21 protein-coding genes and 1 tRNA gene are annotated in these 19,376 nt (G+C 62.0%); 9 read left to right on the top strand and 13 right to left on the bottom strand.

Annotated elements, in window-relative coordinates:
• Positions 1-213 precede the first annotated feature (213 nt).
• Both DZG07_RS10585 and DZG07_RS10580 read right to left on the bottom strand, forming a co-directional pair.
• Positions 214-289, bottom strand: a tRNA-Lys gene (locus tag DZG07_RS10585).
• A gap of 108 nt (positions 290-397) precedes the next feature.
• The gene (locus DZG07_RS10580; RefSeq protein WP_119816765.1) at positions 398-1,306 is read right to left on the bottom strand and encodes a PhzF family phenazine biosynthesis protein; all 909 of its coding nucleotides are present in this window, start codon (positions 1,304-1,306) and stop codon (positions 398-400) included.
• Between the two features lie 112 nt (positions 1,307-1,418).
• Between DZG07_RS10580 and DZG07_RS10575 the strand changes: the two genes are divergently transcribed.
• From DZG07_RS10575 to DZG07_RS10560, 4 genes are read left to right on the top strand one after another with little or no spacing between them, the layout of a single operon-like run.
• On the top strand, positions 1,419-2,705 hold the full coding sequence (locus DZG07_RS10575) for an efflux RND transporter periplasmic adaptor subunit (RefSeq protein ID WP_091914874.1): 1,287 nt from the start codon (positions 1,419-1,421) through the stop codon (positions 2,703-2,705).
• Between the two features lie 5 nt (positions 2,706-2,710).
• On the top strand, positions 2,711-3,415 hold the full coding sequence (locus DZG07_RS10570; protein WP_119816762.1) for an ABC transporter ATP-binding protein: 705 nt from the start codon (positions 2,711-2,713) through the stop codon (positions 3,413-3,415).
• Complete coding sequence (locus tag DZG07_RS10565) at positions 3,415-4,623, top strand: ABC transporter permease (protein WP_119816759.1); 1,209 nt, start codon at positions 3,415-3,417, stop codon at positions 4,621-4,623. Before DZG07_RS10570 ends, DZG07_RS10565 begins: the two co-directional genes overlap by 1 nt.
• Before the next feature lie 20 nt (positions 4,624-4,643).
• The gene (locus DZG07_RS10560; RefSeq protein WP_091914868.1) at positions 4,644-4,868 is read left to right on the top strand and encodes a hypothetical protein; all 225 of its coding nucleotides are present in this window, start codon (positions 4,644-4,646) and stop codon (positions 4,866-4,868) included.
• Positions 4,869-4,907: 39 nt separating this feature from the next.
• On the opposite strand, the gene DZG07_RS10555 is transcribed toward DZG07_RS10560, so the two are convergent.
• Positions 4,908-5,624: a hypothetical protein gene (locus DZG07_RS10555; protein ID WP_119816756.1), complete on the bottom strand. Its 717-nt coding sequence runs from the start codon at positions 5,622-5,624 to the stop codon at positions 4,908-4,910.
• Between the two features lie 4 nt (positions 5,625-5,628).
• A complete protein-coding gene (locus DZG07_RS10550; RefSeq protein WP_119816753.1) occupies positions 5,629-6,741 on the bottom strand; it encodes an endonuclease/exonuclease/phosphatase family protein in 1,113 nt (370 codons plus the stop codon).
• 154 nt (positions 6,742-6,895) lie between these two features.
• On the opposite strand from DZG07_RS10550, the gene DZG07_RS10545 reads away from it, so the two are divergent.
• A complete protein-coding gene (locus tag DZG07_RS10545; RefSeq protein ID WP_119816750.1) occupies positions 6,896-7,525 on the top strand; it encodes a BA14K family protein in 630 nt (209 codons plus the stop codon).
• Between the two features lie 174 nt (positions 7,526-7,699).
• Positions 7,700-7,993, top strand: a complete 294-nt coding sequence (locus DZG07_RS10540; protein ID WP_119821603.1) for a PilZ domain-containing protein — start codon at positions 7,700-7,702, stop codon at positions 7,991-7,993.
• Positions 7,994-8,149: 156 nt separating this feature from the next.
• On the opposite strand, the gene ilvC is transcribed toward DZG07_RS10540, so the two are convergent.
• The gene (gene ilvC / locus DZG07_RS10535) at positions 8,150-9,169 is read right to left on the bottom strand and encodes a ketol-acid reductoisomerase (RefSeq protein WP_091914860.1); all 1,020 of its coding nucleotides are present in this window, start codon (positions 9,167-9,169) and stop codon (positions 8,150-8,152) included.
• 37 nt (positions 9,170-9,206) lie between these two features.
• Positions 9,207-9,851: a TetR/AcrR family transcriptional regulator C-terminal domain-containing protein gene (locus DZG07_RS10530; RefSeq protein ID WP_091914856.1), complete on the bottom strand. Its 645-nt coding sequence runs from the start codon at positions 9,849-9,851 to the stop codon at positions 9,207-9,209.
• Positions 9,852-10,154: 303 nt separating this feature from the next.
• Here DZG07_RS10530 and DZG07_RS10525 point away from each other — a divergent pair, with 303 nt between their 5' ends.
• A complete protein-coding gene (locus DZG07_RS10525) occupies positions 10,155-11,213 on the top strand; it encodes an SDR family oxidoreductase (RefSeq protein WP_119816747.1) in 1,059 nt (352 codons plus the stop codon).
• 21 nt (positions 11,214-11,234) lie between these two features.
• Here DZG07_RS10525 and DZG07_RS10520 read toward each other — a convergent pair whose 3' ends face one another.
• Both DZG07_RS10520 and DZG07_RS10515 read right to left on the bottom strand, forming a co-directional pair.
• On the bottom strand, positions 11,235-13,157 hold the full coding sequence (locus tag DZG07_RS10520) for a potassium transporter Kup (protein ID WP_091914852.1): 1,923 nt from the start codon (positions 13,155-13,157) through the stop codon (positions 11,235-11,237).
• Positions 13,158-13,253: 96 nt separating this feature from the next.
• Positions 13,254-13,994, bottom strand: a complete 741-nt coding sequence (locus DZG07_RS10515) for a pyridoxine 5'-phosphate synthase (RefSeq protein WP_091914850.1) — start codon at positions 13,992-13,994, stop codon at positions 13,254-13,256.
• A 122-nt stretch (positions 13,995-14,116) separates the two neighbouring features.
• Between DZG07_RS10515 and DZG07_RS10510 the strand changes: the two genes are divergently transcribed.
• Both DZG07_RS10510 and DZG07_RS10505 read left to right on the top strand, forming a co-directional pair.
• Entirely contained in the window at positions 14,117-14,524 is a 408-nt protein-coding gene (locus tag DZG07_RS10510; RefSeq protein ID WP_119816744.1) for an STAS/SEC14 domain-containing protein, read from the top strand.
• A 71-nt stretch (positions 14,525-14,595) separates the two neighbouring features.
• On the top strand, positions 14,596-15,468 hold the full coding sequence (locus DZG07_RS10505) for a hypothetical protein (RefSeq protein ID WP_119816742.1): 873 nt from the start codon (positions 14,596-14,598) through the stop codon (positions 15,466-15,468).
• A 9-nt stretch (positions 15,469-15,477) separates the two neighbouring features.
• Here the strand turns inward: DZG07_RS10505 and DZG07_RS10500 are convergent, their stop codons facing one another.
• The 5 genes from DZG07_RS10500 to nthA all read right to left on the bottom strand — a co-directional run bounded on the left by DZG07_RS10500 (position 15,478) and on the right by nthA (position 19,357).
• Positions 15,478-16,605: an ATP-dependent RecD-like DNA helicase gene (locus DZG07_RS10500; protein ID WP_119816739.1), complete on the bottom strand. Its 1,128-nt coding sequence runs from the start codon at positions 16,603-16,605 to the stop codon at positions 15,478-15,480.
• A gap of 60 nt (positions 16,606-16,665) precedes the next feature.
• A complete protein-coding gene (locus tag DZG07_RS10495) occupies positions 16,666-17,640 on the bottom strand; it encodes a threo-3-hydroxy-L-aspartate ammonia-lyase (protein WP_119816736.1) in 975 nt (324 codons plus the stop codon).
• Positions 17,641-17,752: 112 nt separating this feature from the next.
• On the bottom strand, positions 17,753-18,103 hold the full coding sequence (locus DZG07_RS10490) for a nitrile hydratase accessory protein (protein ID WP_119816733.1): 351 nt from the start codon (positions 18,101-18,103) through the stop codon (positions 17,753-17,755).
• Positions 18,090-18,749 (bottom strand): nitrile hydratase subunit beta, encoded by a 660-nt coding sequence (gene nthB / locus DZG07_RS10485; protein ID WP_119816732.1) that lies wholly within the window; start codon positions 18,747-18,749, stop codon positions 18,090-18,092. The genes DZG07_RS10490 and nthB overlap by 14 nt, the downstream gene beginning before the upstream one ends.
• Positions 18,746-19,357 carry a nitrile hydratase subunit alpha gene (nthA, locus tag DZG07_RS10480; protein WP_119816729.1) on the bottom strand — a complete coding sequence of 204 codons (612 nt, stop codon included), beginning with the start codon at positions 19,355-19,357 and terminating at the stop codon, positions 18,746-18,748. The genes nthB and nthA overlap by 4 nt, the downstream gene beginning before the upstream one ends.
• Positions 19,358-19,376: the final 19 nt, after the last annotated feature.

Below are 19,376 nucleotides of genomic sequence, written 5' to 3'. Positions count from 1 at the left end.
GACAGGGCTGCGAACGCCATTCAACGGGTAACATAGGCCGGCAATGAAGACCATTGCACGACAAACCTCTACAACGCGACACATGCCGCTGTATTACGAACTTCGCAAACGGGAGCCGCACAGCAGTTGCATCCAGCCGGCGCGATTGAAGCGCCTCGGCGCCGATCGAACCGCATCAGGCCGAGACAAGCTGTTGATGTTAAGGGAAGAAAGTGGTGGGTGCGACAGGGATCGAACCTGTGACCCGCTGATTAAGAGTCAGCTGCTCTACCAACTGAGCTACGCACCCACTCCACCGGCGAACCGGTGTTGGCGCGGGATATAGCCATACCTTTCCGGCCTGTCCAGCCCCCTAAATCAATCATTCGTCGTCAAAGATCATTTTCGGCTGCGTCATTTATGCAAACAGCATTCCCTCCGCGATCTTGACGGCGTTTCCACCTATGCGCGCGGCGGCCAGTTTGCCGCCCTCCACGTCGATTTCCAGCCGGATGCGCGATGGCCTGCCCATTTCCATGCCTTGTTCGATCCAGAATCGCGCAGGACCGTCACTCGGCGCATCGAAATGCGTGATCGCACCGGAAAAGGCCGCCGCAGCCGATCCCGTCGCAGGATCCTCATAGGAGGGACTGCCCGCCACGAACATGCGCGCATGGAAGCTGCTGTCGTGATGGACGGTGTCGCGTGTGTAGACATAGGCGCTGGCCGGCTTGCCGTCGGTGCGTCTTGGCGTGAATTCCAGCCAGGCAGGACTGTCCATTCGCGCCCGCTTGGCGACATCGAGATTCGCAACCGGCACTGTCAGATAGGGCACACCAGCCGACCATAGGCTGACGCGGTGATTCTCGAAGCCGATCTCGTGCGGGTCGAGGCCAAGGGCCGCGCCGATCACTTCGGGCTCCACCGTCAGTTCCGATTGTTTTGGCAGTTCGGGAATGTCGAACTCCGCAAAGATGCCCGTTTTGCTGCGCGAGATCGCGCAGCGAAACAGCCCGATATTCTCCTCCAGCACGAAAAGCTCGTCCGTGCCGCCGCCGTCCAGTTCCGCCAGCGCAATGGCCGTGCCGACGGTCGGATGGCCGGCAAAAGGCATCTCGTACACCGGCGTGAAGATGCGCACCCTTGCCTTGTGCTTGGGGTTTTCCGGCGGCAGCACGAACGACGTTTCCGACAGGTTGAACTCGCGCGCTATGCGCTGCATTCCCGCCGTGTCGAGGCCATCGCAATCGAGCACCACGGCCAGCGGGTTGCCGGCCAGCTTTTCGCCCGTGAACACGTCATAGACGAGGTATTTCCTGCCCTTCATGGCTCTTTTTCCTGTTTCCCGCCCCAAACATGAGCGAAATTTAACTTGTAATCCTCAGCTCTAACCACGAGTTGTCGAGATGTAGGGATTTTCGCATGCATAGGGGGCCGGCATGGACCAGATTGTCAATCGGCCAGTGACGGAAACTCCAGCGACGGTCGAAGCCGCTCTTGGCCTCGACAATAAGGGACGCGGACGCAAGCGTCGGCGTGGCTGGATTTATGCGCTCGTCGGTCTCGCGCTCGTCGCCGGCGGCGGATACTACATGGTCTCAGGGCCGTCTTCTGCGGCGGTAAGCTACACCACCGTTCCTGCCGAAACCGGCAATCTCGTCGTCGAAGTCTCGGCAACCGGCACCTTGCAACCGCTCACTCAGGTCGACATTTCCAGCGAGCTTTCGGGCGTCGTCCGTTCCGTTTCCGCCGAGGAAAACCAGGAAGTGCGAAAGGGCGACGTGCTTGCCGCTCTCGACACCACCCGGCTGCTCGCCCAGATCGAACGCGCTCAGGCTTCCGTCAAGGCTGCCGAGGCAAAGGTTCTGGATGCGAAGACCACGCTGAAGGAAACCGAACAGACGCTTGCCCGTTCGCGCCAGCTTTCCGCCCGCGGTATGGTCGCCGATCAGACTGTGGATACCGCACAGGCCGCGCGCGACCGCGCCGAGAGCGCGGTGGCGAGTGCCGATGCCAATCTGGCAATCGCGGCCGCCGATCTGAAGCTGCAGCAGGCCGATCTCGCGAAGAGCACCATCTATGCGCCTATCGACGGCGTCATCCTGACCCGCTCGGTCGATCCCGGCCAGACCGTCGCCTCCTCGCTGCAGGCGCCGGTGCTGTTCGTCATTGCGGCCGATCTCAAGCAGATGGAGCTTCAGGCCGCCGTCGACGAGGCCGATATCGGCTCGGTGACGCCGGGCCAGAAGGCACGCTTCACCGTCGACGCCTTTCCGGACCGCCGCTTCGACGCGGATATCCGTGACATCTCCTTTGCCTCAACGACCACTGAGGGCGTGGTGACCTACAATGCCCGCCTGGCCGTCGACAATGCCGAACTGCTGCTGCGGCCCGGCATGACCGCCACCGTCGCCATCGTCACGCGCGAGGCCAACAACATCGTCACCGTGCCGAGCGCAGCCTTCCGCTTCCGACCGCCTGCGGCCGATTCGAGGCGCGGCTGGAGCCTGCAGAACCTGTTCATGCCGCGCATGGGCCGTCCCGGCGGCGGCCAGCGCCAGCGCCAGGTGGCAGCCGACGGCACCCGCACGCTCTACGTGCTGAAGGATGGTCAGCCAGAGGCAGTCAAGGTCAAGACCGGCTCCACGAACGGCGAGGATACCGAGATCGTCTCCGGCATATCAGCCGGCGATCTCATCATCACCGGCAGCCAGACGCGGAACTGACCGGCATGACGGAAAAGCCGCTCATAACGTTCGATCAGGTCTGGAAGACCTATGGCGAAGGCGAAGCCAGCGTTCATGCCCTGGCGGGCGTCGACCTGTCGATCCAGCGCGGCGAATTCGTCGCGATCATGGGCCCGTCGGGTTCCGGCAAATCGACTGCCATGAACATCATCGGCTGCCTCGATACGCCGACATCCGGGCGCTACGGCTTTCTCGGTGTCGATGCCGGAAGGCTCGACCGCAACCGCCGCGCGGTGCTGCGCAATCTCTATGTCGGCTTCGTCTTTCAGGGCTACAACCTGCTGCCGCGCACTACGGCTGCCGAAAACGTCGAACTGCCGCTGATCTATCGTGGCGCCTCGGCTGGCGAGCGCCACAAGCTGGCAGCCGAGGCACTGGAACAGGTCGGCCTGCTCGGCCGCCAGGGCCACACGCCGGGCGAGCTTTCCGGCGGCCAGCAGCAGCGCGTGGCGATTGCCCGCGCCATCGTCACCAAGCCGACGCTTCTGGTGGCGGACGAGCCGACCGGCAATCTCGACACCGCCCGCAGCCACGAGATCATGGAGCTTCTGACGCGTCTCAATCAGGAACTTGGCCTGACCGTCGTCATGGTCACGCATGAGGCCGATATCGCAGCCTACGCCCAGCGCACGATCGGCTTCCTCGACGGCCACATCGCCTCCGATCAGTTGAACCGGAAGGCTGCCTGATGCTCTGGGAAACCATCCGCCTCGCTTTGCTTTCTGTTCGCCGCAACGTGCTGCGCTCGTTCCTGACCCTGCTCGGCATCGTCATCGGCGTCGCTGCCGTCATCGCCATGATCACCATCGGCTCGGGCACGACGGAAAAGGTCAAGAACGACATTTCCAAGCTCGGCTCCAACCTGCTCGTCGTGCGCGCCGCCCGGCCCGAGCGCGGCGGATCGACGTCCTTCACGCCCCGACGGCTGGAAGAGCGGGACCTGCTCGGCCTGCGCAAGGGCCTGACCAACGCCAAGGCAGTTTCGGCCGCTTCCCAAAGCACCGTGCGCGTCGTCTACGGCGCGGAAAACATCGCGGCCCAAGTGACGGGCACGGACACGGATTTCTTCATCGCCCGCGACTGGGATGTATCGAGCGGCCGCATCTTCTCCGAGTCCGAAGTGCGCAGCGGCGCCGGCGTCTGCATCCTCGGCGAAACGGTGCGCCAGCAATTCTTCGGCGCCGGCGATCCCGACGGCATGTCGGTTCGCGTCAACAAGACGAGCTGCAAGGTCATCGGCGTGCTGCAGGCCAAGGGCACGTCCGGTTTCGGGCAGGACCAGGACGCCGTCGTGATGATGCCGCTGGGAGCCTTCCAGCCCCGCATTGCGGGCAACCGCAATATCGACGCGGTCTACATCGCAGCACAGGACGGCGTTGCGACCTCAGCGGTGCAGGAAAGCATCGAAGGCATCATGCGCGACACGCGGCGCCTCGCACCCGACGCCGACGACAATTTCGAAGTCCGCGACATGACCCAGATCGCCGACGCCATGACCAGCGCCACCACCACCATGACCGGCATGCTCGGCGCGGTTGCCGGCGTCAGCCTGCTTGTCGGCGGCATCGGCATCATGAACATCATGCTGGTTTCGGTGACGGAGCGCACACGCGAGATCGGCATCAGGCTGGCCATCGGCGCGCATGAAAAGCACATCCTCATCCAGTTCCTGGTCGAGGCAACGGTGCTGTCCCTGCTCGGCGGGCTCATCGGCATCGCCATTGGCCTGGCGCTTGCGGGCGCGGCTTCGCTGACGCTGTCCATTCCCTTTGCGCCAAGCATTCCAATCATCCTGCTTGCCGTCGGTTTCTCGGCGCTGATCGGCATGGTGTTCGGCTTCTTCCCTGCGCTGCGCGGCGCGCGGCTTGATCCGATCGACGCGCTACGGCATGAATAATCGCGATATTCGGGAGGGTGATGAGCAGGACGGCGCGCGTAGCGATCACGGTGGTGGTTGTAGAGGTTGGGCTGGCGCTGCTGTGGTTGTATCTGGCGCGTTATGGCATGCAGCATCCAGATAGCGTCACTTCCGATTTCCAGGGCCGGGTCGGCAGCGTATTCGGCATGGCGATGGGCGCGATTCTCGGCGTCAGCGTCGTGCTGCTTCTGGCTGCTAGACGCAAAGACCGTAGCGCGCGCTGATACGACATAGCCGGCTGTCCCGCTTTCGCAGCGGCAACTTCATTCCGTTACCGAAAAATGCCACTCGATCAGCGGCACCATGTGGGGCATCAGCCCTTCAGGCCGGTCATCCGGGCTGCGGATGATGACCGGTTCTTCGATCTCCGGTTCAGGATCGGCGGCCACGAACTCACGAATGGCCTCGGCAATGACGTCGGCATTCTCGTCGATATAGTAGCGGCGGAAGATCACGGTGCCTGCCTCGGTCGAGTAGGCGTGATAGCGCTTGCCGCGCACGAGATGGCTGATGTTGATGCCGGTTTCCTCGTCCACTTCCCTGACCATGTTGAAATGGAGATCAGCGATGCCGTCGACGAAATCGATCGGCTCGAACGAACCGGCTGCGAAATAGACGCGTCCGGCATTGACCGTATGCGCGCCCATGCGGATGGCAATCAGCGCATCGTCGCGCGACACCAGCACGGCATGCGCGTAGGCATGTTCGCCGCCTGAGATCGCGCGGTGCTTGCGCCAGTGCATGAAGGTGGCGAAACGCACAGCATGGCAAACCCCTTCCAGCCTCCCGGCCTTGTAGGAAAGCCCGGAAAGCAGCACCACGGTGCCATCGAACAATGCCGGATTGGCGGCTTTTTCGGCCAGCCAGTTTTCCTCGATCGCCGCTATATTGGCCAGTTCGAAGGGATGCGGCGCTGAATCGAGCCGGACCTCGATGCCGTCCACCGGCAGGATGGTGTTGCGTGGGATCTCGAAATCCATGGAACTACCTGATGTTCAACGTCACGGCGACGGGGCAGTGATCGGAAGCTTTCGGCCGGTCCCAGCCGGCGCGCGGGTATCGCTCGACTTCCTGGCCCGGCGGGAAGATCGTGCGCCAGGGTTGCCCCTTGCGCACGATATCCGGCACGGCGCCGGAATTCTCCCGCGCCAGTGCTGGGGACAGGAGGACGTAGTCGAGCTGGCACAGATGCCGCTCTTCCGGCCCGCGCGTATGATACAGCGTCCAGCGGTCGAGTTCGGGGCGTCTTTCGACAACGTTTTCGGCAAAGCCGTCGGCAAGCAGAACGTTGAGGCACGACTGCGTTTCATTGACCACGGTGAAATCGTACCCCGTATGCGCGCTGCCGCCGATCACCACGCGCTGGCGATAGTCGTTGAAGTCGCCACAGATAACCCAGCGCTTTCCGCCAGCATTGTCCTTGCCGAACCTGTCTTCGATGATCCGCCGCACCGCCTTCGCTTCAGCGTCGCGGATCGGCGCGGAAGCCTCACGGCCGGGCACACCATTTCGCGGGCTGCCCATGGATTTGAAATGGACTGAGTAGATGGTCAGAGGCTTGCCGCCGATCTTGACGTCGATTTCCAGGCAATCGCGCCGGAAAATCCGCTCGAAAGGCTCGTTGCCGGTGGCGGTGAGTTCCGGCGTCTGAAGGCCGAAATCCTGGAATGTCACATGGGCGTGGCTGGTCATGCGGACGAATTCGATCGGCTCGCCGTCGGCCGTCTCCGTCCGCATCATCACGGCAACATCGATGCCGCGCGTATCGTTGCCGGAGGTCGTGTATTTCTGGCGATAGCCCTGCCCGACCATCTTGAACAGATAGCCATATTCGAAGGCACGCAGCGCCTCGATATTGTCGACCTCCTGCATGCAGATGATGTCGGCACGCGTCTCGGCGATCGCCAGCGCCGTAAGCTGGCGCATATCGTCGATATGGGCGATGGCGCGCGCCTGTTCCAGAATCCGGTACTCCGCCTCGTCCTTGATCTCGAACAGGGCCAGCGTACGGTCCTGATTGAGCTGGTTGCGGTAACCGGAATAGTCGAACCTGTTCATAAGGTTTTCGACGTTGAAGGTGGCGAGGCGCAGCGACATGGGCGCGAGCTTTGCCCGCAAGCAATGTCAAAAACAAGGGCCGGTTGCAGTTTGAGGAATCGGAAACGTCCGTTCATCGACCGTTCAGGGTCGAAGTCCGATCATCATCGCAGTTGGGCAATGGCTTGCAAAAGTTGTTCCTCAGGAGATTTCAATGAAACCGAACCTTTCGTCATTGGTGCGCTCGGGGCTGATTGCCCTCGGCGTTCTGGCTGGCGTTTCCGCGCCGGCTCTTGCTCTTCCCGCCGCGGCCCCATTGCAGGGCATGACACCGGCCACGGAAAACACCCTGCCGCTCATAAAAGTCGGCAGCGGCGAATGGGAGCCGGGCTGCCCGCCGGGCTCATCATGCTTCCGTCGCGGCGGCGGTGGCGGCGGCGTTGTCATCCGTCAGCGCGACCGTGAATTCCGGCAGGGCTGGAACCGGCCGGGCAATTGGGAGCGGCCGCGCCGCAACTGGGATCGCCCGCGTTGGCGCAACAACGAAAGCTGGCGTTACCGCGACGACCGCTGGCGCTATCGCCACTATCGCCCACGTCCCTATTACGGTGGCTATGACGACTATTACGGCGGCTCCGGCATCTATTTCAATTTCTCGGCGCCGGCCTACCGCTACTACGAGCCCCAATATCGCTACGTTCAGCCACGCCGTTACCAGCGTGCGCGGCTTTCACGCGCGCATGTCAACTGGTGCTACAACCGCTACCGCTCCTATCGCGCCTATGACAACACGTTCCAGCCCTATGGCGGGCCGCGGCAGCAGTGCTGGTCGCCCTACAGCTAACAGATGGAAGCGTCTTCCACTGCGTTTGAGAACGGCGCCGTCCGGGACGGCGCCGTTTTCGCGTGCGCTCCGCGGATGGCATTTAAGCAATGGCTTAAGGATTTCTTGAACGTCGGAACCTATGATTTTCGCAGACCGTCAAATCACTATGCGCAAGCGTTTGGGGAGCTCCGCGTGGCTGAGCCTGAAGATGCCGAGAACAGACGCCAACACCGCCAGCGTGTGCTGAAGGGTGCGTCGATCTTGAGCGGCATCACAAATTCCGAGGTCAAATGCACCATCCGCAACATGCACAAGGACGGCGCAGAGCTTAAGATTTCGATCTATTCGCAGGTCCCGCCGGAATTCCTGCTTTACGTGCCTGTCGACGGCATTGCCTACAAGTCTGTCGTGCGCTGGCGCAAGGAAGACCGCATCGGCGTCCAGTTCACCGGCACCGAGCCCAAGCCCAGCTGGCACTACGGGTGACACGAAAAAGCCGGCGGATTGCTCCGCCGGCTTTCTCATAGATAAGGTCTGGTCGCCTTAGTTCTTCGTCTTGTCGACCAGCTGGTTCTTGGCGATTCCCCGCGCGCCCGCAGGGCAAAGCCCGAGAACGCGCAGAGAAAAGAGACGTGGATCGCCTCAGTTCTTGGCCTTGTCGACCAGCTGGTTCTTGGCGATCCACGGCATCATGGCACGCAGCTTCGAACCGACTTCCTCGATCTGGTGGCTGTCGTTCATGCGGCGGATGCCCTTGAAGCGCGAGGCGCCCGAACGGTATTCCTGCATCCAGTCGGAGGTGAACTTGCCGGTCTGGATGTCCTTCAGAACGCGCTTCATCTCGGCCTTGGTCTCGGCGGTGATGATGCGCGGGCCCGAAACATATTCGCCCCATTCGGCGGTGTTCGAGATCGAGTAGTTCATGTTGGCGATGCCGCCTTCATAGATCAGGTCGACGATCAGCTTCACTTCATGCAGGCACTCGAAATAAGCCATTTCCGGCGCATAGCCGCCTTCGACCAGCGTCTCGAAACCGGCGCGGATCAGTTCGACCAGACCGCCGCAGAGAACGACCTGCTCACCGAACAGATCGGTTTCGCACTCTTCCTTGAAGTTGGTCTCGATGATGCCCGAACGGCCGCCGCCGACGCCGCAGGCATAGGACAGGCCGAGGTCAAGTGCGTTGCCCGAAGCGTCCTGATGAACGGCCACGAGGCAAGGCACGCCGCCGCCCTTCTGGTATTCGCCGCGCACCGTATGGCCCGGGCCCTTCGGCGCAACCATCAGAACGTCGACGGTCTTCTTCGGCTCGATCAGGCCGAAATGCACGTTGAGGCCGTGCGCGAAGGCAATGGCTGCACCGTCGCGGATGTTCGGCGCGATTTCGTCGCGGTAGATGTCGGCCTGCAGCTCGTCAGGCGTCGCCATCATCATCAGGTCGGCCCACTTGGCGGCTTCTGCAACGGTCATGACCTTGAGGCCGTCTGCCTCGACCTTCTTGGCGGTTGCCGAGCCGGCCTTCAGGGCGACGGCAAGTTCCTTTGCGCCGGAATCCTTGAGGTTGAGCGCATGGGCGCGGCCCTGCGAGCCATAGCCGATGATGGCGACCTTCTTGCCCTTGATCAGATTGAGATCGGCATCACGATCGTAATAAACGCGCATTTTGTCTTCCTTCCCTTCGGGGTGTTTCAGGGCCGGCTCAGGCCGCCCCGGTTTTTGCTCTGTAGAGAGCGAGAAACTGACGCGTCGCCTCGGCCGCATCCCGGCCGATCTCCGCGTCAGTCAATTCGAGCCGGTCGCCGAGCAGCAACCGGATTTGCACGTCGCGGCCGACCAGACCGAAAAAGGTCCGGAAAGCCGTTTCGGTGTCGCTGAAGTCGAGCAGGCCCGCATCGCGGCCAGCCTCCAGCAGCGGCTTCAGCCGCTCGCCGATCGCGATGCGCCCATTGTCGAGCACGATGGCGCCAAGATTATCCTCGCCGGAGCCGGCATGAGAGATCGCGACCCGGTTCAGCGCAATCGAGGTCCGCGACGAAATCACCGAAAGCCAATTGGCGGCAAAACCCTCGAGGCTGGCGCGCAGCGCTGTCGCATCGAGATGCTGGCGGTCGTAATTGCCGGCCCGCACCTTCGAGGCCTGCCACCGCACGGTGGCGGTCAAAAGGCCGTCGCGGTCGCCGAACCATTTGTAGAGCGTTTCCTTGGAGCAGCTTGCCCGCCGCGCCACCGCGGTCATGGTCAGGCGGTCCCCCTCCTCGACCAGAAGGCGCAGAACAGCGTTCAGAACGTCTTTTTGACGTTCCGTCAGCTCTTCGCCGTCATTGGTTTCGAGGGCCGTTTCCACCAGTCCGCTTCCTGAAAGCCTGCTTATCGAAATAAAGCCGTACCGTACGTTACGGTTCGCAAGCCTTATGCCGAAGCTGCATTATTTTGGCAAGCGCGATTTCTGCAATCGGACCTTTTTCGGCAATTCGAATCCGCCAGCGAAGATCAGGCTGGAAACAATCCGCCCTTGGCCGATAACGCGCCTGAGCGACAAGGGCCGTCTGTGAACTTCAACTCACAAATCATGTTCTTGTGGGCGCTCTAGTTCACAGCATCCTTTCCTTCCATATCCTTAGAAAGCACCGTCAATCTGGAGGAAATCATGTCATCTGCGAAGAAAGTTGCGCTCGTCGTCGGCGCCAAAGGCGTCATTGGCGGCAACCTCATCGATCATCTCATAGAGCTTGGCGATTGGGACATCATCGGATTGTCGCGGCGCGGCGGGGCGACGACGGAGCGTCTGCGTCACATATCGGTCGACCTTCTGGACAAGGACGACGTAACGCAAAAACTCGCAGGGCTGAGCGGCGTCACCCACATTTTCTACGCCGCCTATCAGGATCGCCCGACCTGGGCCGAACTCGTTGCGCCAAACCTGGCGATGCTTGTCAATGTCGTCGAGGCAATCGAACTGGTCGCCCCCAACCTTGCCCATGTCAGCCTCATGCAGGGCTACAAGGTCTATGGCGCGCATCTAGGGCCGTTCAAGACGCCGGCGCGCGAGACCGATGCCAACCACATGCCGCCCGAGTTCAATATCGACCAGCAGGCGTTTCTTGAACAACGCCAGCAGGGCAAGTCATGGAGCTGGTCGGCCCTGCGTCCCTCCGTCGTCGTCGGCTTCGGGCTTGGAAATCCGATGAACCTCGCAATGGTCATCGCGATCTATGCCGCGATGTCGAAGGAACTTGGCCTGCCACTGCGCTTTCCCGGCAAGCCCGGCGCCTATCACAGCCTGCTGGAAATGACGGATGCCGGCCTTCTGGCGCGGGCGACTGTCTGGGCGGCAACCGACCCGCGTTGCGCCAACCAGGCCTTCAACATCAACAACGGCGACCTGTTCCGCTGGAGCGAGATGTGGCCGAAGATCGCGCGGTTCTTCGATCTCGAAGTCGCCCCACCCCTGCCGATGTCGCTCAACACCATCATGGCCGACAAGGAGCCGCTGTGGACCGCCATGGTGGAGAAGCACGGGCTTGCGCCGCATTCCTACCAGGATGTCTCCGCATGGGGCTTCGGCGATTTCGTTTTCTCGTGGGATTACGACTTCTTCGCCGACGGCACCAAGGCGCGACGCCTCGGGTTTCACGAATTCGTCGACACCGAAGCCATGTTCATGAGCGTCTTCGAAGACTTCCGCCGGCGCAGGATCATCCCGTAACCGGAGGCGAAGCCCCTCGCCTCAGACAGCCACCTGCGTGCCGATTTCCACCACGCGGCCGGTCGGTATCTGGAAATATTCGGTCGCGTCGGCAGCGCTGCGTGCCAGCCCGATGAACAGCCGGTCCTGCCATAGCGGCATGCCGGAATTGGGCGAGGCCTTCAGCGAGCGCCGCGACAGGAAGAACGATGTCTCCATGATATCGAACTTCCAGCCCTGCTGGCGGCAGATCACCAGCGCTTTCGGTATGTTCGGATGCTCCATATAGCCGAAGGTCAACGACACCCGCATGAACAGGTCGTTGATCTTCTCCATCTTCACCCGCTCGCTTTTGGGCACGAACGGTTGCGGAGCGGTCACGACTGACAGGATCACGTTGTTCTCGTGCAGCACCTTGTAGTGCTTGAGGCTGTGCATCATCGCGGTCGGCGCGCTTTGCGGGTCGCTGGTCAGGAACACCGCCGTTCCAGGCACCAGCCTGGGCTGCTTCTTCGCGAGATTCTCCGCCAGGAAGTCCAGCGGCACCTCGTTCTTGCGGGTCTTTTCAAACAGCATGTTGCTGCCGCGCACCCAGGTGGACATGACGAGGATCACCACGAATGCAACAACGAGCGATGCCCAGCCGCCATCGAGGACCTTGACGATGTTGGAAACGAAGAAGCCGACATCGATCAGCCCGAACAGCGCCGTCAGCGCAACCGCCAGGCCGAGCGGCCATTTCCAGATACGCTTCATCACCACGAACAGCAGCGTCGTCGTCACCAGCATGTTGCCGGTGACGGAAATGCCGTAGGCAGCCGCCAGATCGCTCGACTGCTGGAAGCCGACGACCAGCAGCATCACGCAGATCGCCAGAAACGCGTTGACGCGCGGCATGTAGATCTGGCCCAGCTGCGTCTCGGAGGTGTGCTGGATTTCGAGGCGCGGCAGCATGTTGAGCTGTACAGCTTGCCGTGTCAGCGAGTAGGCGCCGGAGATCACCGCCTGGCTGGCAATGACCGTGGCAGCCGTCGCCAGAACCACCATCGGCACCAGCGCCCAGCCCGTATTCATCTCGAAGAACGGGTGACCGATCCTGCCTTCATTGGCCAGGACATAGGCGCCCTGCCCGAAATAATTCAGCAATAGACAGGGAAACACGATCCAGAGCCAGGCGAGAACAATCGGCTTGCGGCCGAAATGGCCCAGATCGGCATACAGTGCCTCGGCGCCCGTCACGGCGAGAAAAATCGCGCCGATGGTTACGAAGGACACACTCGGCGAATCCGCCAGGAAATCGACAATGTAGATGGGGTTCAGCGCGTAGAGGATCGTCGGCGCATCGGCAATATGGATCAATCCGGAAATGCCGATGGCAATAAACCAAAGCAGCGTGATCGGGCCGAACACCGTGGCCACACGGCCGGTGCCGAAGCGCTGGACGGAAAACAGTATCGCCAGGATCAGCAGCGTCAGCGGCACGACATAGGGATCGAAGGCCGGCGTGACCACCTCCATGCCTTCAACCGCCGAAAGAACCGAGATCGCCGGCGTTATCACCGCGTCGCCGAAGAACAGCGCCGCACCGGCCATGCCAAGAGCGAGGACGATCCTGGAGCGCTTTTTCAGCACAGCTTGCACCAATGCCATCAGGGAGAGCGTTCCGCCCTCGCCCCTGTTGTCGGCCCTGAGCACAAAAATGATGTATTTTACGGTGACGATGATCGTCAGCGCCCAGACGATGAGCGAGAGCACACCCAGAACCGCCTCTTCGGAAGCTATCGGCCCACGGCTGGCGGACGCGACCAGCGCCTCGCGAAAAGCATAGATCGGGCTCGTCCCGATGTCGCCATAAACGACGCCAAGAGCGCCGAGCATGAGAATACCGGCATTTTGCGAGTGTTCGCTCGCGGGCGCTGCTTGCTGTATTGGGTCCGCCTCAGTACCAAGGTTGGTATGGGCCATGCATGACACTCCGATGAGGCGGCGGTCATCTACTCCTGCTGCAGCGCAATAGCAACAGTCGCACCGCGACAGCTCGCCGCAGCGAGGATTGCGAGCCTACCACCCGCAAGCCTTTAGAAAACGCCGCGTCGTCTCGGCCATACCATATTCCAAAGCATCCGCCGTCAAGCCGTGCCCGATCGATACTTCCGCGAGGCCGGGAATTCGCTTCGCCAGCGCCGGCAGGTTGGCAACAACCAGATCATGCCCCGCATTGACGGCAAGCCCGGCGGCAATCGCCGCATCGGCCGTTTTCCCAAGCTTTTCCAACTCCTTGCGCGCTTTTTCGGAATCGGAATGGCAACTGCCATAAGGACCCGTATAAAGCTCGATGCGATCGGCTCCGGTGTCACGCGCGGCTGAAACCTGTGACGGATCGGGATCGGAAAACAGCGAGACGCGAAATCCGCCCTTCTTCAATCTCCTGACGATCGGTGTCAGAAATGTTGATCGCTCGGCGAAGTTCCAGCCGTGATCCGAGGTCGCCTGTGCGGGGTCGTCAGGCACCAAAGTCACCTGATCCGGCTGATGCTTTTCCACAAGAAGCAGGAAATCCTCGGTCGGATATCCTTCGATATTGAATTCCGCCTGCGGAAACTCGTCATCTATCAGCGCCCTGATCTCCGGCAGATCGGACAGGCGCGTGTGGCGTTCGTCCGGCCGCGGATGCACCGTCAGGCCATGCGCGCCGGCAGCAAGGGCGGCCCGTCCCAGCCCGGTCACGCTCGGCCACGGCAGGTCGCGGCGATTGCGCAGCATGGCGATGGCGTTGAGGTTGACGGAGAGTTTTGCGGGCATGTCGGCAGCCTTGTTCCTGAAGGGGGCAGCCGTTCTATAGCGCGTCCTGAGGGAACAGACATTGCCCTTTATGTGTTCCAGTCTGACAAGATTGGAATGTTTGACACCAGGAGGTTGCCGCCATGCTAAATCCACTGGATTCCATGCCGGCGGTTCGGCGCATCGAGACGAACCGGGACGACGCATACGCCTTCGAGATTACCGGACATATCTCGGCGGCTGACGTCGAGAATTTCTACGGCCTTCTGGAAGGCGCCTACGCCCTGCACGATCGCATCGATCTGCTGGTGAAGATGGTGGACAATGACGGCGTAGACTGGAGCCAGATTTCGCCAGATACCACGTCGGAAGGCCGCGACATTGCCTCGAAGCATATTCGCCGCTGCGCAACGGTCGGCAAATCCAGCGGCGCGCGGTATCTGGAGCGGTTTTTCAGACCCCCTTCCCCGGTCGAAACACGGCATTTTGATACCGAAGGAGAAATGGAAGCCTGGGCCTGGCTGGGTGCGTCGCCCACGAACTCGGAGTGACGCCGGGCGGACGTTGGGTTAAGTAGCGCGGTCACATTCCCGTCACGGCCTCGCGCCACACAGCCGCCATCATGCCGAACATTCGCATCATCGATTCGATCTCCGATCCGGGCTCCCCTTCGCGCCCCAATGAAGACGCCGCCGGCGGCAACGCCAGTTGCGCCTTCGTCATCGACGGCGCGACCGGCCTTGGCGGCAAGAGCATAGTCGGGCTGAACGGTTCCGATGCGGCATGGCTTGCCCAGTTCGCGAAAGATTCGTTCGAGGAGATGGTGCGCAACGGTCGCGCGATGAGCGACATCGTGCACGAGTTCAACGCCTGCGCGGCCAATGTCGTCCAGGAAGCCGCCAACGCGCTGCCGATCGAGCCGTGGAACCTGCCGATCGCCGGCTTTCAGCTGGTACGCGTCGAGGAAGGTGGGGTGGTCACGCATGGGCTTGGCGACTGCCGCCTGTTTCTGCTCGGTGCAGACGGTGCGGAATTCGACACCAGCGCGATCAAGGGCGGCTTTGCCGATGAGCGGGACGGCGCACGGCTGGCAATCGCCCATACCGGCGGTTTTTCGGCGTACCAGGCTCTGGCCGACGATCCGCTCGTGCGCGACGAGTTGCGCAAGCGCCGAGCCGCATACAACCAGTCGGACTCCGGCGTCTGGACCTTGGGAACGGAGCCCGCAGCAGCAAAACATCTGGCTACGGAGCCACTCCACATCGGTCTGCCCGCCTCAGGGCTTTTGTGCAGCGACGGCTTCGCAGCGCTCTGCGACCAATATGGACGCTATAGCGTCGGCGAGTTCGTAAAGGCGGCCCGCGATATTGGTCTGTCGGCCCTGCTGGAAGAATTGCGCCGCATCGAGCGCGTCGAAGATCCCGACGGCCACAAATTCCCGCGCTTCAAGATGAGCGACGACGCCACTGCGGTTCTGTTCGAAATTGTCGAATGAAGCAGGCGGCTAACGCACAACCGTCAGTCGCTGGGCAGCGCGCGTGATCGCCGTGTAAAGCCAACGCTGGCGCGTGTCCTTGAAGGCAAAGCTCTCGTCGAAAAGCACGATGTCGTCCCACTGCGAGCCCTGCGCCTTGTGGACCGTCAGCGCATAGCCATAGTCGAAATCGTCAAAACGCTTCTTCTGCTGCCAGGGAATGTCGGCGTCCGGATCCTCGAACACCGCCTTCAGCAGCTTGATCTTGGCCACCCCGCGGTCCGGATCATCCTCCTCCGGCGACACCAGCAGATTGATGCCGGGTTTCACCGTTTCGCGCGACGAGGCCATGACCTTCCACAGCGAACCGTTGAGCAGCCCCTTGGAGGGGTCGTTGCGCAGGCAGACCAGCTTGTCGCCGGCCTGCGGATAGCTCGCGGTAAAGCCTTTGAGCTCGCGCAGGCGGTGATTGTAGCGCTTGCGCGTGCGGTTTGTTCCGACCAGCACCTGATCGGCCGCCAGCACCAGTTCCTGCGTCACCTGCTCCTTGCCGATGACCTGCGCGGTGCCATAGTCGCCGCGCATGAACTCACGGCCCTCGCGCACGTCGAGCGCCAGCCTGAGGATCGGATTGTCTCGCGCCTGACGATGGATTTCGGTAAGCAGGAAATCTGGCTCGTGCTCGGTGAAGAAGCCACCGCCGGAAATCGGCGGCAACTGGCCGGGATCGCCCAGAACGAGGATCGGCGTGCCGAAGGAAAGCAGGTCGCGGCCCAGTTCCTCATCGACCATCGAGCATTCGTCGATGATGACCAGCTTGGCCTTGGAGATCGGGCTCTGGCGGTTGAGCGAGAATGTCGGCGACATCGACGTCTTGCCGGTCGCCTCGTCCGACACCGCTTCCTCGCCCTTGGGGCGGTAGATCAGCGAATGGATGGTGCGGGCATTGGTTGCCCCCTTCGAGCGCAGCACCTGCGCCGCCTTGCCGGTGAAGGCGGCGAACTGCACCTGCCCGTCGACATGCTCGGCGAAATAGCGCGCCAGTGTCGTCTTGCCGGTTCCGGCATAGCCGAACAGGCGAAAAACCTGCGGTTTTCCGGTCTTCAGCCAGCGCGCCACCGCCTGCAGCGCATCATCCTGTTGCGGAGAGAATTCCATGGTTTCGACAGACAGGATTCGCGCCCGAAGGGCAAGACGCAATCGACGTTCCGGCTTTGATCACGCTTGCGCGCCGTCGGAAATCAAGGCCGCGAACCGCCCGAGATCGACATTGCCGCCGCTGATGATGACACCGACCCGCGTTCCCCTGACTTTGTCGGGCGCGTTGCGTGCCGCCGCAAAACCGAGGCAGCCGGTCGGCTCCACTACCATCTTCATCCGCTCGGCGAAAAACCGCATGCAGTCGACAAGCTGGGCATCCGAAGCCGTCAGGATATCGCTGACATCGCGCCGGATGATGTCGAAGGTCAGCTTTCCAAGCGACGGTGTTTGCGCGCCGTCCGCGATGGTCCTGGGCGTGCCGATGCTGACGATATGCCCGGCCCGGAAAGATTGCTGGCCGTCATTGCCTGCTTCCGGCTCGACGCCATAGACCTTGCAGTGGGGCGACAGCGCCTTTGCCGCAAGCGCACTGCCGGCCAGAAGCCCGCCGCCGCCAAGACAGACAAACAGGGCATCCAGTTCGCCAACCTCCTCGAAAAGCTCCTTCGCCGCCGTCCCCTGCCCGGCGATGATATCGGCATGGTCATAGGGCGGAATGAGCGTCGCTCCGGTCTCTTCCTGCAGCCGGCGTCCGATTTCGTCGCGATCTTCACCGTAGCGGTCATAGGAGACGATCTTGCCGCCATATCCCTTCGTCGCGTCGCGCTTCGCGGCCGGCGCGTCATTCGGCATGATGATGGTTGCGGCGATGCCGAGAAGCTTGGCCGACAGGGCAATGGCCTGTGCATGATTACCCGACGAGAATGTCAGCACGCCCGCCTTCTTCTGCGCGTCGGTGAAACGTGACAGCGCATTGTAGGCACCGCGAAACTTGAAGGCGCCCATGCGCTGCAGGTTCTCCGCCTTAAAAAACAGCTTCGCGCCCAGCTCACCGTCGATCGTGCTGGAGGTGAGAACCGGTGTCTTGTGCGCCTGCCCTTCAATGCGGCGAGCGGCAGCGAGAACATCTTCATATGTCGGGAGAGCTTGCATGGAGCGGTCTTTCTTAGAGCAATTCCAGGAAAAGTGTGAAGCGGTTTTCCGTCCGGAATTCCGTAAAAACAAATACTTAAAGCAGGCGGCTTGTGGTCGAAGTTCGGAAAGATCACCCGCCGTGCAGCGGGTCGTTCTCCAGCGCGATCGGCTTGCCGTGCGGCGTCGCGTGGGCCGCGCGCTGCCACGCGGCCGCAAGCTGGTCGACATCCCGCGGCGGCGCAACACCTTTTGCGGCAAGCAGCTTTTCCAGGGCGGCCAGCCAATGCGCATAATAATCATGGCCGTCTTCGGCAGCGCCGGGTTGCTTCACCTCCGCCGAGAGCGCTTCGGCCCACTCGCTCCACGAAAACAGCCCCCGCTCATGCAGTGCGACAACCATGGCAAAGGCTTCAGCCTGCCACGGTTCGGCAAAGACCGGAGCATCGACGGATAATCCGGGCAACGCCTCACGCCGGTTCAAGATAGCTCTCCCAGGCATCGATGCTGACGGTAAGTGTCGGGTCGGCGCCCTCGCCCCAGATTTCGCGGCCATCGAAGACGACGGTGTAGACCCATTGCGGGTTCTCGCCCTTGCCGTGCGCATTGCTGTCGGGAAAGACAAACCCGTCGCGCACCGCCTCGACCGTGCCGAGCTTTCCGCGCGTATAGCGCGGCAGCCGCGTGTGGCCTTGCGGGTTGAAATTCTTCGTCCGCACTGTGTCGCCGGCGCCAAAGCGCGGCGCGGTCGGCACCGGCCTGTCGCAAGGTCCGCCCTTTGCCAGCACCGCAGCCGTGTTTTCCGCCGTCAGCACACGCTTCGGCGTAGTGCCCTCACTCAGGGCCTTGCCTTGCGCAAGTTCGTCTGCCGTCATGAAACCATGGCGCTCAAGCAGCACCTCCAGCGCCTTGGTCCAGATTTCGTAGTAGCTCGACGAATAGTAGTCAGCCGGGTGCAGGCTCTCGCGTGCATGCCGGCTTTCGTCGATGTTCCAGTGGCCCATCGCACCCGCAGTCAGCGTCACGCCCAGCGCGCGCTTTTCCCATTCGGCGTGGAAGAGCGGCTCATCCTTTTCGGGCGCGACCGGCCCGAAACCCATCTGCCCGCCAAGATCCTGAGGCCCGTTCATGCGGCTTGCCCGGCAAGCCGGGTGCCGATCATCGAATCCCGCGTCACCAGCTCGGCGAGCTGTTCCTCGCTCCAGCCGTCGGTGCCCGCAGGCCGAACCGGTACCACCAGGTAACGAAGCTCGGCTGTCGAATCCCAGACACGAATTTTCGTTTCGGCAGGCAGCGTTACGCCAAATTCTGCAAGCACGCCGCGCGGATCGATCACCGCCTTGCTGCGATAAGGCGGCGACTTGTACCAGACTGGCGGCAGGCCTAGCACCGACCACGGATAGCAGGAACACAGCGTGCAGACGACGAGGTTGTGCGTTTCCGGCGTGTTGAACACCGCCTGCATGTGCTCGCCCTGCCGACCGGTGAAGCCAAGTGAGGCGATGGCGGCAGTAGCATCGCTTTTCAGCCACTCGGCAAAAGCCGAGTCGCTCCACGCCTTCGCAACAACCCTTGCCCCGTTGCGCGGACCGACCTTGGTCTCATAGGTCTCGACGATCACGTCGATCGCCGCCGGATCGATCAGCCCTTTCTGGGTCAGGATCGTCTCCAGCGCCCGCACCCGTGCGGCCATCGGATCGAGTTCGTTGTCGTGGTGATGGTCGTGATCGTGTGACATGCGCGAAACCTAAGCCCGA

It is taken from the genome of Mesorhizobium sp. DCY119, assembly GCF_003590645.1.
GTDB lineage: Bacteria > Pseudomonadota > Alphaproteobacteria > Rhizobiales > Rhizobiaceae > Mesorhizobium_M.
This window is presented reverse-complemented; position numbering and strand designations above follow the sequence as displayed.